We start from the raw sequence: 12,903 nt of genomic DNA on the forward strand, positions 1-12,903 counted from the left end.
TGAACGTGTGCGCGAAGTCGACGTGGTCGGAGTCCGGGTGGAGATGCCCTCGAGTCAGCCGATCGTGCTGCTGAAAGAGGTCGGCGGAGAGCGGTATCTGCCGATCTGGATCGGAGCTGCCGAGGCGAGTGCGATCGCGTTCGCGCAGCAAGGCATGGAGCCGCCACGGCCGCTGACGCACGACCTGTTCGCCGAGACCATCCGGGTGCTCGGGCACACGCTCAGCCAGGTCCGGATCGTGAACCTGAACGACGGCATCTTCGAGGCGGTCCTGGTCTTCGACGACAAGACCGAGATCTCCGCGCGCCCGTCGGACTCGATCGCGCTCGCGCTGCGCACCGGCACCCCGGTGTTCTGCGCCGACGAGATCCTGGCCGAGGCCGGGATCCCGGTCCCGGAGAGTGAGACGGCCGACGACGAGGTGGTGGAGGAAGAGGAGGTCGAGCGGTTCCGCGAGTTCCTCGACCAGGTCACTCCGGAGGACTTCGACAAGAGCTGACCGCCCACGAGATTTGCCTCCGCCGGTACAAGATCGGCTTGGTAACGATTCGTACGGCGGTCGCGACACGCTCCCGGCTCGGCGCGGTTGTCGTTGACCCGGTCAGAGCGGCGGCTTACCGTGAAGGAGTCGTGGGGTGCTGTCACTCCACGCAGATGGCTCGTTCCAGTCGGTATCCAGGGAGGCTCAGGCGTGACACGCACCGGGGACACGGATCTGACGCAGTCGGCTTCCGACGCGCACGCCGCGGCAGCTGAGACTGCCGGCGTCCAGGGTCTGCTGTTCGACGACGACCTGCGGCCGATGCCGGAGGACGTCGGGTTCCGGGGACCGACGGCCTGCGCCGCGGCCGGGATCACCTACCGGCAGCTCGACTACTGGGCGAGGACCGGACTGGTCTCTCCGTCGGTCCGCCCGGCGACCGGCTCCGGGACGCAGCGGCTGTACGGTTTTCGTGACGTGCTGTTGCTGAAAGTGATCAAGCGGCTGCTCGACGCCGGGATCTCGCTGCAGCAGATCCGGACCGCGATCGCGCACCTCAGCAAGCGTGGCTTCGACGACCTGACCCAGATCACGCTGATGAGCGACGGCGCGTCGGTGTACATGTGCAGCTCGCCCGACGAGGTGATCGACCTGCTGGCCGGTGGCCAGGGCGTGTTCGGCATCGCGCTCGGCGGCGTCTGGCGCGAGGTCGAGGGTTCGCTGTCCGAGCTGCCCACGGAGCGTGCCGACGGTCACGACGAAGGCGACTCCGACGGCCACACCGGCGACGAGCTCGCCGCCCGCCGTCGCGCCCGCATGACCGGCTGACATAGCTTTACTTTGTGCGCCCACTCACTGCTGACTCGCTCCGCGGTGTGTGGGCGACTTTGTTGTTGCCCCTGAATGCGGACGACTCGATCGACTTCGGTCGTCTGGAGTCTCAGCTGGCGACCCTCGCCGGGTCGCAGGTCGACGGGTTGTATGCGCACGGGACGGCGGGGGAGTTCCAGACCCTGACCGAGGACGAGTTCGACCGGATCAACTCGTTGCTTGCCGGGGCGGGTAAACCGTTCCAGATCGGCGCCAGTCATCCGTCGGCGCAGGTTCAGCTGTCGCGGGTCGAGCGTGCGGCGACGTTGGCACCTGGAGCGATTCAGGCGGTAGTCCCGGACTGGCTTCCGCTGAATGAGCGTGAGCTGCTGGAGTTCTTCCGGCGAGTGGCCGGCGCCGCGGGCGACGTGCCGTTGGTGTTGTACAACCCGCCCCATGCCAAGACGCAGGTCGGTCCTCGGCAGCTCGCCGGCCTGGCGGCGGCGGTGCCGACTCTGATCGGGTTAAAGACCGCAGGTGGGGACAAGGCCTGGTTCGACGAGGCTCTGCAGTCCGGGTTGGCCCTCTTCGTGCCCGGGCACTTCCTCGCGAGTATGTCGTTACTCGGTGCGCACGGCAGCTACTCGAACGTCGCCGCGCTGTCGCCCGACGGCGCCGTACGGACGGCCGATGATCTGGACGTCGAGCGGCGGATCGGTGAGTTCTTCGAGGCGCACGTCGCGCCGCTGCAGAAGGCCGGCCTGTCGAACCCGGCGCTGGACAAGTTCCTGGCCGCGGTCGGGGACTGGGCCGATGTCGGCACCCGGGCCCGCTGGCCGATGCAGTCGGCGACGCCGGAGCAGGTCGAGGCGGCACGACCGGTCGCGCGTCGGCTGCTGCCCGAACTGTTCCGCGATTCCTGGTAGCCTCGACTCAGCCGTACACAGCACTCGGGAGAGACCCGTGTCATCGGGCGCCGAAGGGGCAATTCCTCCCCGGAACCTCTCAGGCCCATGGACCGAGTGCCTTAGGCGACTCTGAAGCGCGATCCCTGGCGTGACAGAGGGGGAGGCTACGAAGCATAGCCAGCAACGGAGCCTCTGATGACCGAACTGTCCGCAATCTTTGCCGATCGCCACATCGGGCCACGCCCGGACGAGGTCGCGCGCATGGTGCAGCTCCTCGGGTACGCCGACGTCGACGCCCTGGTCGATGCCGCCGTGCCCGACTCGATCCGGTCGGCCGAGCCGCTCCGGCTGCCCGAGCCGGCCTCCGAGGTCGACGCGCTGACCGAGCTCCGCCAGCTCGCGGCCCGCAACAACGTCGCCACCTCGATGATCGGCCAGGGGTACTACGGCACCTTCACGCCGTCGGTCATCGTCCGCCGACTGGTCGAGAACCCGGCCTGGTACACGGCCTACACGCCGTACCAGCCGGAGATCTCGCAGGGCCGGCTCGAGGCGCTGCTGAACTTCCAGACCGTCGTGTCCGACCTGACCGGTCTGCCGACCGCGAACGCGTCGCTGCTCGACGAGGGCACCGCGGCCGCCGAGGCGATGACGCTGGCGCACCGCTCGAACAAGAAGAGCAAGTCCGACCGCTTCCTCGTCGACGCCGACTGCTTCGCCCAGACCGTCGCCGTCGTGCAGACCCGGGCCGAGGCGCTCGGCATCGAGGTCGTCGTCGCCGACACCAGCGAAGGCCTGCCCGAGGGCGACTTCTTCGGGCTGCTCGTGCAGTACCCGGGCTCCAACGGCGCCGTCCGCGACCTGAAGCCGCTGATCGACGCGGCCCACGAGCGCGACACGTTGGTTGCCGTCGCTTCCGATCTGCTCGCGCTGACGTTGCTCGACGCACCGGGTGAGGCCGGCGCCGACATCGTCATCGGGTCGTCGCAGCGCTTCGGCGTACCGCTGTTCTACGGCGGTCCGCATGCCGGCTTCATGTCCGTGCGGTCCGGCCTCGAGCGGTCGTTGCCGGGTCGCCTCGTCGGCGTCTCGGTCGACGCGGACGGCGCCCCGGCGTACCGGCTGGCGCTGCAGACCCGCGAGCAGCACATCCGCCGCGAGAAGGCCACCTCCAACATCTGTACGGCGCAGGTCCTGCTGGCTGTCGTCGCCTCGATGTACGCCGTCTACCACGGTCCGGACGGGCTTCGCGCGATCGCCCAGCGCGTGCACAACTACGCCGGCAAGCTCGCCGCCTCGCTGCGTGCGGGCGGGGTCGAGGTCGTGCACAACGACTTCTTCGACACCGTGCTCGCCCGCGTGCCGGGTCAGGCCGCCGATGTGGTGGACGCCGCCCGGCAGAACGGGATCTGGCTGCGGCTGGTCGACGCGGACCACGTCGGCATCTCCTGCGACGAGAAGACCGACGTCGCCACGCTCACGCGCGTCTGCCAGTCCTTCGGCGTGCAGTACGACGACACGCTCGGCGCGGCCGCGATCGCAGTACCGCGGACGACGGAGTACCTGACGCACCCGGTGTTCAACACGCACCGGTCCGAGACGGCGATGCTGCGGTACCTGCGCAAGCTGTCCGACAAGGACTACGCGCTGGACCGCGGGATGATCCCGCTCGGGTCCTGCACGATGAAGCTGAACGCGACCACCGAGATGGAAGCGGTCACCTGGCCGGAGTTCGCGGACATGCACCCGCTGGCGCCGATCGAGGACGCCGCCGGGTACGTGAAGCTGATCGGTCAGCTGGAGCGCTGGCTGGCCGAGGTCACCGGCTACGCGAAGGTCTCGATCCAGCCGAACGCGGGCTCGCAGGGTGAGCTCGCCGGTCTGCTCGCGATCCGCGGGTACCACCGCGCCCAGGGCTCGGCGGACCGCAACGTCTGCCTGATCCCGGCGTCGGCGCACGGCACGAACGCCGCCTCCGCGGTGATGGCCGGGATGAAGGTCGTTGTTGTCAAGGGCAACGACGACGGCACGATCGACCTGGACGACCTGCGGGCGAAGGCTGCCGAGCACGCTGACCGGTTGGCCGCGATCATGATCACGTACCCGTCGACGCACGGTGTGTACGAGGAGAGCGTGCGCGAGGTCTGCTCGATCGTCCACGAGCACGGCGGCCAGGTGTACGTCGACGGCGCGAACCTGAACGCCCTGCTCGGGCTGGCCAAGCCGGGTGAGTTCGGCGGCGACGTCAGCCACCTGAACCTGCACAAGACGTTCTGCATCCCGCACGGTGGTGGCGGTCCGGGCGTCGGCCCGGTGGGTGTCGCTGCGCACCTCGCGCCGTACCTGCCGAACCACCCGCTGCTCGACCAGGCCGGGCCCGAGTCCGGTGTCGGGCCGATCAGCGCGGCGCCGTTCGGGTCCGCGGGCGTGCTGGCGATCTCGTGGGCCTACATCCGGATGATGGGGGCTACCGGTCTGACCGACGCGACCAAGGCCGCGGTGCTGACCGCGAACTACGTGGCGAAGCGGCTCGAGGGCGCGTTCCCGGTGCTGTACACGGGTGAGAACGGGCTGGTCGCGCACGAGTGCATCCTGGATCTGCGGCCGATGACCAAGGAGACCGGGATCAGCGTCGACGACGTCGCGAAGCGGCTGATCGACTACGGCTTCCACGCGCCGACGATGTCGTTCCCGGTCGCGGGCACGCTGATGGTCGAGCCGACCGAGTCCGAGGACCTCGGCGAGCTCGACCGCTTCTGCGACGCGATGATCGCGATCCGGCACGAGATCGACCGGGTCGCGGCAGGGGAGTGGCCGGCCGCGGACAACCCGCTGGTGAACGCGCCGCACACCGCCGAGTCGGTCATCAACGACAAGTGGGAGCACGCCTACACTCGCGAGGAGGCCGCGTTCCCCCGCTCGGTGGACCGCGCCTCGAAGTACTGGCCGCCGGTCCGCCGCATCGACGGAGCCTACGGCGACCGCAACCTGATCTGCTCCTGCCCCTCCCCGGAGGCCTTCGAGTAATGTCCTTGCGTTCTGAGACTGCCGCTGCTCTGTACGCCGAGATTGCGACAGCGCAGAGCGAATGGAAGTTGCCGTCGGTCAATGCCGGTGTGGTTCGGTATGGGGACCTGGTGTGGACCGGGTCCCGCGGGCGGTTCGCGACGGCGGACGGTGGTGCGCCGGGGCCGGATGTGCAGTACCGGATCGGGTCGATCACCAAGACGCTGACGGCGATCCTGGTGCTGCAGTGCCGGGACGACGGGTTGCTGTCGCTGAACGATGCCGTCGGCAAGCATCTGCCGGGGATCGCGTTCGGGGACCGGACGATCCGGCACCTGCTCGCGCACAGTGGCGGGATGAACGCGGAGCCCGAAGGCCCTTGGTGGGAACGGAATCCGGGCGTCTCGTTCGACGAGCTGACGGCGGCGATGGACGAGTCGCAGGCGGTCGGCCCGGCCGATCGCCGGCATCACTACTCCAACCTCGGGTACGGCTTGCTCGGTGAACTCGTCGCGCGCCTCCGGAGCCGGCCGTGGATCGAGCTCGTCCAGACCCGGATCCTGGATCCGCTCGGTATGCAGCGGACGACGTACTTCCCGTCGACCCCGGCGGCCGAGGGGTTCTCGGTCCACCCGTTCAGCGGGCAGCTCGTCCCGGAGCCGTCGTACGACTCCGGTGCGATGGCCCCGGCCGGGCAGTTGTGGAGCACGATCGAGGACCTGGCCCGGTACGCGACGTTCTGGATCGATCCGGTGAACGAGGTGCTGAGCCGGGACACGGTCGAGGAGATGGCGGCTCCGGTGGCGTCGGATCCGCGCGAGGGGCTGACCGCGTCGTACGGGCTCGGCCTGCGCCTGATCGCGGCCGACCCGCACCTCCTGATCGGCCACACCGGCTCGATGCCGGGCTTCCTCGCGGGCCTGTTCGTCGACCGCGTGCGCCGCGTCGGGGCGGTGACGCTCGGCAACGCGACGTACGGCCGCGTCGCCTCGCTGCCGCCCGACCTGGTCCGCGTCCTGACGACCTACGAGCCACCCGTCGCGCAGGAGTGGGTCCCCGAGCCATCGCTTGCCCAAGGCACCGACCTCCTCGGCCACTGGTACTGGGGCAACACGCCGCTCACGATCTCCGTTTCCGCCGGCATCCTCCAACTCTCCGGCGGCCTCACCAGCCGCATCTCACCCGTCGCTCCCGACCTGTACCAAGGCCGCGACGGCTACCTCGCCGGCGAGACTCTCCACGTCATCCGCAGCGGCGATGAGGTGAGCCATCTCAACGTCGCCACGTTCGTCCTGACGAGAACCCCTTACGGGCGCTGACAGAGATCACGCGGTTTACCATTTGCTATACTTCTGGCATGGCGATGCAAGAGTGGGAGGTCTACATCGTCGATGAGGTCCGTGAGTGGATCGACGGCTTGGACGACGCGGCACATCGGCGGGTTGTGCAGGCGATTGATGCGCTGGCTGAGGTAGGTCCGGGGCTCGGACGGCCGCTGGTCGACACCATCACCGGATCCCGGCTGCCCAACCTCAAGGAGTTGAGACCGGGAACCGTGCGGATCTTGTTTGCGTTCGACCCCTGGCGATCGAGCATCCTACTGGTCGCCGGGGACAAGGCCGGCCGGTGGAAGGTTTGGTACGACGAGGCGATCCCGCTCGCGGAGCACCGTTACGAGATCTATGTGAAGGAACGACAGGCCGACGAGGAGGGCGATCGATGAGCGGCTACGTGAGTTGGCGAGACATCCGCGATCGGGAGGTCGCGCGTGCCGGCGGCGAAGAGAGCGTCGCGGCCGGGAAGCAGGAGCTCCTGGCGGGGGTCCAAGGACACCGCTTGGCGGAGATCCGGCGCGCTCGTGGTTTGACTCAAGCTCAGGTGGCCGAGCGGATGGGCGTCACCAAGGGACGAGTCTCCCAGATCGAGCAGGGCAAGATCTCAGGGCAGGAGGTCCTCCTCCGCTACGCGTCTGCTCTCGGCGGTCGCTTGCATCAGGCAATCTATTTCGACGACGGCGATATTGCCGCGATCGCCTGACCGCCGAAGCGCCCGTACGGTCGCTAGGCTGTAGCGCACTGCATGGAGTAGATCAGGGGTAGATCACCCGGCTGCTTACCGGGAGGGCGCAGGTTCGAGTCCTGCCTCCATGTCTTTTCTCTAGGGGAGCGGGGGTTCCGGATGGCGGAGGAAGCGCGGGAGACGGCCTCGGCCGGCTACCCGATGGGCCGGCTGGAACGGGCTCTCGAGCGCGCGCTGACCGCCGACGATGCCGAGGTACGCCGCCGTGCCGCCGCCCGGGTCGATGCCTGGCGCAACGTTCTGGACGGGATGGCGTCCGGCCGCCTGACGATCGGATCCAGGACGCCGGTCGCGGACACGCCGGCCTGGGTCACGCTCGAGGTGGCCCACGGCGGGTTCACGACCGGGCGTTACCTGGCGGAGGAGCCGCTGCGTGCGGACGAGCTCGCCCGGCTGCCCGCGAACGCTCCGGGGGAGACCGACCGGGAGCGGCTCAACCTGTGGTTCCTCGGCGACGAAGGGCTCGCCGAGCTCGGCCAGGCCCTGCGCACCGGGAACTACCGGATCGATGTGCCGGAGGAGTCGGCGCTGCTGGTCGTCGCCTGGTTGCTCGAGCGGGAGCAGTACACCACGGCGCTGGATCTCACCTCCGAGCTGCGGCCGCTGATGCATCGGCTCCGGTTCACGCCGACGTTCAGCCCGTCCTCGACGCCTTCCGGCGCGGTGGTGCGGCTGCAGCCGGTCGCCGAGGTGCGCAGTACGTTGCGGCAGGCAACGGTGCGGCCGCAGATCGCTGCCATGCTGGAGACTCTGCGGGTCTGGAACCCGCTCTACGACCGTCTGATGGCACTCTGGTGCGACACCGTCGACGACGAACTGCCGGAGCTGACCGCCGACGGTGAGGTCGTCGGCGGGTGGCCGTGCCGAGTCTGGCCGGACGACTGGGTGGAACGGCGTCACCAATGGCTTGACGAGTTCCACGCCGCTGCTGAGGTCCATCGGCCTCGGCATCCCAAGAGCAACTTCGCGCGGCTGCAGGCGGCGCTGGAGCGGTGTCCGTCCGATAGTTCGGCGCTGAGCGGTCGCGAGGTCGGCTGGATCCGCCGCGCGCTGGCCAACACGGTCTCGGCGCACGGAGCGCCCGGTTCGGAGGCCCGTGCAGCGTTGCGTACGACGCAGAGCATCGTCGCCGCGCGGCCGACGTACGCGACCTTGGCGCACGTGCTGAGCTGCCGGCTGGACCGGTTTCCCGATGACGGCGGTCTGCCCACGCTCGATTCGGTCGCGGGCGAGGTCACCGCTGACGAGGTCCCCGCGGCGGCCGGCTCCGCCATGCCGGAACACCTCCTCGCGAAGGCAGCCCGTGCGCTCGAGGCTCCGATCGGTGAGCTGGTGGATCGCGGCCTGATCAGCTCGGGGGAGGTGCTCGCGCGAGTGCTGCCGCAGATCACGTCGCAGTTGCTCGCCGCCAACATCGAGGACCCGTCGCTGGCCGGCGTGTACGCCCAGAGCTATGCGGCCTTCCGTCGCCGGCGGAGCTTGCTGTTGCTCAACCTCGAGCACCAGGTGCGGTTCGACGAGCTGCCGTGGGTCGCCGCAGTGGCGCCGTACCGTGATCGGCGTGCGCAGGCGACGCGGGCCGCGGCGCAGTCGCTACGCGAGACGACGGTCATCGCCCTGACTGCCTTTCCCCAGGCGATCCTGCCGAATCCGCTGCTGCGGGAGTTCGGCGCGCTCGCCGCGCAGGCGGACCTGAAGGTGCCTCTCGTCGAGGAGGTCGCGGCCGACATCTTCATGGGGACGTTCACCGAGAAGTGGCGGTCGGCGGCGTCGATCGCGAGCCAGGTGCTGTCCGGGACGCTGTACGCGCAGTACTACGACCTGCCCTCGTCGTGGCCGGTTGTGGAGCAGCGTCGGTACAAGCGCTGGGGGAAGGCGACCGCGGACGACTTCGCGGACGTGTGCCGTCAGCGTGCTGCGGAGGCACAGAGCTCGGTGAGCGCCGGCGGGTCCGTCGCTCAGAACGGCACCGTGCTGGAGCAGAGTCAGATCCTGACGACGCACAACCTGGCTGGGCTGGTAGACGGGCTGCAGCTGACGGATTGGCTCCGGGAGGCCGCACCCGATCTGGCCGACCGCACATTCTCCTGGGCGGTGCAGCGGCAGACCCAGCCGCCGGCGACCTGGATCACCGAGTTGCAGGGCATCAAGAACACGGCGTACGCGTGGCGGCAGGCGATCTTCTACCTCAGCTTCTGCGACGACGCCGTACGACGCGATCTGCTGGCGAAGCTGGGGGAGCGGGCCGGCGTACTGGGACCGCGGTTCGCGCCGGCTGTGGCGGGGCTGCGGGAGGTGGCGGCGGGCGGCCACTTCGACGCGGAGGGACGGACAGTTGGCGGTGGATGCCGGCTGCTCGGTTGGAGCGCGGGGCCGCACTGGTTGGCGCGGCCGGTCCGTGAGGATGTTCACGTCTCGGGTGGTTGAGTTGACACGGTCGGTGAGGCGGGCAAAAGTTAGGCCTGCCTTAGTAAGGGTTGCCTTACTCGACAACTTCCCGGGAGATCTGGATGTCGCAGCCCGCGCGTCTGACCGCGCTGCCTACACCCGTCCGCGATCCGTTCACCGCCCGCTGGCCGCTGGCCTCGACGGTAGCGGACCGCGACCGTGGACCGTTGCCGCACGGCTCGCCGGGAGCCGTACTGCGTCGCGCCGCCGAGGTGCTGGGTGAGCCGCGAATCCCATCGACCGGGGTCGGGGAGTCGGCCGCGCTCGACCTGATCGCGGGACTGCTGGACCAGAACGGCATCGACCTCAGTCACCCGCACGCGGCGGCCCACCTGCAGCCGCCGGTGCTGCAGGTTGCGGTGGACGCGGATGCGCTGGCCTCGGCTTCGAACGCCTCGATGGACACCTACGACTCCGGTCCGGCGACGCTCGCGATCGAGCAGTGGGTCGTGAAGGCGCTGGCCGGACTGGCCGGGTTCGGTCCGGAGGCGGACGGCGTACTGACGCCGGGCGGCTCGATCTCGAACCTTCTCGCGGTCCTGATCGCCCGCGACAGCGCGGCCGCCGCCGTGGGACTCGACGTACGGCGGAACGGTCTTCTCGGACTCGTTCGGCCGGTCGTGTTCTGCTCCGAGTTGGCGCACTTCTCCGTCCAGCGAGCCTGCGCCGCCCTCGGGCTCGGTGAATCCGCGGCGATCACGATTCCGTCCGACGAGAGCTTCCGGATGCGCACCGACGTACTGGCCGACGAGCTCGCAAAGCCCGGCCGTACGCCGGTCGCCGTGATCGCGACGGCCGGTACGACGGACTTCGGATCGATCGACCCGATCGCCGAGATCGCCTCGTTGGGCCGTGCGCATGGGGCCTGGGTGCACGTGGACGCGGCGTACGGGTTCGGGGCGTTGTTCTCCGAGCGGCTCGCCCCGCTGCTGGCCGAGCTGCCGCTGGCGGACTCGGTCACGCTCGACCTGCACAAGATCGGCTGGCAGCCGGCTGCGACGAGCGTGCTGCTGGTGGCCGACCGGACCCGGTTCTCCGCGTTCGACCGGTCGGTGGACTACCTGAACCCGGCCGACGACATCGACTCCGGGCTGGACGGCCTGCTCGGACGCAGCCTGCAGACCACCCGCCGTCCGGATGCGGTCAAGGTTGCCACCACGCTGACGGCATACGGGCGCGCCGGACTGGGCACAATGCTCGACACCTGTCACGAGCTCGCGCACGCCGCCGCGGCCCGGGTCGTTGCCGACAGCAACCTTGAGTTGCTGGCGCCGGTGACCCTGACCACGGTGCTGTTCCGGGTCGCCGGGCAGGGCCTGGAGCAGGGTGCGTTGGACGCGCTCCAGGGTGAGGTCCGGCGCCGGTTGCTGACGTCCGGACGGGTGCTGATCGGCCGGACCAAGCTGCCGGCCCGCGGCGGCCGCCCGGCCGCGGTCGCGTTGAAGTTGACGCTGCTGAACCCGAACGCCACAGCGACGGACATCGAGGACCTGCTCGACCAGGTCGTGGCCACCGGCCTCGACGTCCTGACCGGCGAAGGAGCAGCGTGAGTATTGCGGTTGCCGCTCATCTGAACGCGATCCTGCGGTGCTACACCCGCGAAACGTCCGTGCCGGTGACTGTTGGACCGTTGTCGTTGCCGGTGGGCTCGTCGACGGTGACGGCCCGGGTCGAGCATGCTTCGCGCACCGGGTTGCACCAGTTCACCGACGTGCTCGTGGACGGCGTACCGGCTGTTCCCGAGGAACTGGTGCGCTTGCTGTCTGCGGACGCCGATCCGGCGGAGATCGACGATCTGGCGGCGCGTACGGCGGAGTCGGTGCGCAACGTCTCGGTGTTTGTTTCCGAGGCTGACGGGGAGCGTGGGCCGGGGCGCTTCCTGGAGTTCGAGCAGGCGTTGGTGTTCGGGCATCTGAATCACCCCGCGCCGAAGAGCCGGGACGGACTGAGCGGTGCCGAGCTGGCGGCGTACTCGCCCGAGCTCGGTGGCCGTTTCGCAGTGCACTGGTTCGAAGCCGACGCCGAGCTGGTGTCGTCGGACCAGGTGGCCGGCGCGCCCTCGCTGCAGGGACTGGACGCTGTGCAGCTGATGGGCGCGCTGGCCGGTATCACCCCGTCGTCGGGCCGGGTGCTGATCCCCGCGCACCCGTGGCAAGCTGCGTCGGTGCTGACGCGGCCGCGGGTGGCCTCATTAGTCAGGGATGGCCGCGTCAAGGCACTGGGGCCGCACGGCGCGCAGTGGTACCCGACGTCTTCGTTGCGAACGGTCTTTCACCCCGATCGTCCGGTGATGCTGAAGCTGTCGCTCGGTCTGCGGATCACCAACTCGCGGCGCGAGTCGACGCCGACCGAACTGCGGCGCGGGCTGGAGATCAATCGGCTGCTCGATGCGGCGTACAACGCGGGGACAGCGACCGCGCACCCGCGGTTCACGATCGTCAGGGACCCGGCCTGGGTTGCTCTTGATGAGGGTGGACCAACATTGACCGGTCTTGACGTTGCTGTACGAGAAGTGCCGACCGACGTCAACAGTTATGCATGTTTGGCGGGACTCGTCGCACCACGTCCCGGCGGGGTCAGTCGGCTGAGTGTGTATGCGGCAGACGACCCTGCCGGCTGGGTGGCGGAGTACATCGACAACGTGCTGGTCCCGATGCTGCACCTGTACGCCGAGACCGGTATCGGGCTCGAGGCGCATCAGCAGAACACGCTGGTACGGCTGGACGGGGCCGGGCGGATCAAGTGCGGTGCGTATCGCGACAACCAGGGCTACTACCTCGCGTCGTCGTACCTGCGTGGTCTGTTGGCGGTGACGGGGCTGCATGACTCGACACTGGCGGTGGTTGACGACCCGATAGTCGACGACCGGTTGACCTACTACCTGCTGCACAACCAGGCGCTGGCCGTGGTCGGCTGTCTTGCGGCAGAGGGCATTGCTGATGAGGCTGCTCTGCTGGAGGTGGTGCGTGAGCGGCTGACTCTCGCACTGCCGTTGCTGAAGGCTGCTGGACCTTCTGGGGATCGTCTGGCGCGGCGATGGCTCGAGGCGGACACACTGCCGTGCAAGGCGAACATGATGACCCGGCTGCGGGGCATCGACGAGGTTGTCGCCCCTCTGGACGCGCAGTCCGTCTACCTCGACGTACCGAACCCGCTGCGGTGAGATGCGAC

At 69.1% G+C, this 12,903-nt stretch carries 10 protein-coding genes, 1 tRNA gene and 1 riboswitch; all 11 genes read left to right on the forward strand.

The annotated features are described in order from the left end of the window. Positions 1-7: 7 nt before the first annotated feature. The 11 genes from OHA18_RS32345 to OHA18_RS32395 all read left to right on the forward strand — a co-directional run bounded on the left by OHA18_RS32345 (position 8) and on the right by OHA18_RS32395 (position 12,895). Positions 8-499, forward strand: a complete 492-nt coding sequence (locus OHA18_RS32345; protein WP_328999130.1) for a bifunctional nuclease family protein — start codon at positions 8-10, stop codon at positions 497-499. 192 nt (positions 500-691) lie between these two features. Next, positions 692-1,309 (forward strand): MerR family transcriptional regulator, encoded by a 618-nt coding sequence (locus OHA18_RS32350; RefSeq protein ID WP_328999131.1) that lies wholly within the window; start codon positions 692-694, stop codon positions 1,307-1,309. Positions 1,310-1,323: 14 nt separating this feature from the next. Beyond that, positions 1,324-2,217, forward strand: coding sequence for a dihydrodipicolinate synthase family protein (locus OHA18_RS32355; protein WP_328999132.1), 894 nt, complete (start codon positions 1,324-1,326; stop codon positions 2,215-2,217). A 15-nt stretch (positions 2,218-2,232) separates the two neighbouring features. Continuing rightward, a riboswitch (glycine riboswitch) is annotated at positions 2,233-2,322 on the forward strand. Positions 2,323-2,394: 72 nt separating this feature from the next. Then, positions 2,395-5,226, forward strand: coding sequence for an aminomethyl-transferring glycine dehydrogenase (gene gcvP, locus OHA18_RS32360; RefSeq protein WP_328999133.1), 2,832 nt, complete (start codon positions 2,395-2,397; stop codon positions 5,224-5,226). Then, positions 5,226-6,524: a serine hydrolase domain-containing protein gene (locus OHA18_RS32365; protein ID WP_328999134.1), complete on the forward strand. Its 1,299-nt coding sequence runs from the start codon at positions 5,226-5,228 to the stop codon at positions 6,522-6,524. The genes gcvP and OHA18_RS32365 overlap by 1 nt, the downstream gene beginning before the upstream one ends. Positions 6,525-6,562: 38 nt before the next feature. After that, positions 6,563-6,928: a type II toxin-antitoxin system RelE/ParE family toxin gene (locus OHA18_RS32370; protein ID WP_328999135.1), complete on the forward strand. Its 366-nt coding sequence runs from the start codon at positions 6,563-6,565 to the stop codon at positions 6,926-6,928. Next, positions 6,925-7,242 carry a helix-turn-helix domain-containing protein gene (locus tag OHA18_RS32375; protein WP_328999136.1) on the forward strand — a complete coding sequence of 106 codons (318 nt, stop codon included), beginning with the start codon at positions 6,925-6,927 and terminating at the stop codon, positions 7,240-7,242. Before OHA18_RS32370 ends, OHA18_RS32375 begins: the two co-directional genes overlap by 4 nt. Before the next feature lie 41 nt (positions 7,243-7,283). After that, positions 7,284-7,355: transfer RNA gene (locus OHA18_RS32380), tRNA-Ser, on the forward strand. Positions 7,356-7,383: 28 nt separating this feature from the next. Then, a complete protein-coding gene (locus tag OHA18_RS32385; RefSeq protein WP_328999137.1) occupies positions 7,384-9,711 on the forward strand; it encodes a hypothetical protein in 2,328 nt (775 codons plus the stop codon). Positions 9,712-9,794: 83 nt separating this feature from the next. Continuing rightward, a complete protein-coding gene (locus tag OHA18_RS32390) occupies positions 9,795-11,282 on the forward strand; it encodes a pyridoxal phosphate-dependent decarboxylase family protein (RefSeq protein WP_328999138.1) in 1,488 nt (495 codons plus the stop codon). Beyond that, positions 11,279-12,895 carry an IucA/IucC family protein gene (locus OHA18_RS32395; RefSeq protein ID WP_328999139.1) on the forward strand — a complete coding sequence of 539 codons (1,617 nt, stop codon included), beginning with the start codon at positions 11,279-11,281 and terminating at the stop codon, positions 12,893-12,895. Before OHA18_RS32390 ends, OHA18_RS32395 begins: the two co-directional genes overlap by 4 nt. The last annotated feature ends 8 nt before the right edge of the window (positions 12,896-12,903 follow it).

This window comes from Kribbella sp. NBC_00709 (assembly GCF_036226565.1).
Classification (GTDB): Bacteria; Actinomycetota; Actinomycetes; order Propionibacteriales; family Kribbellaceae; genus Kribbella.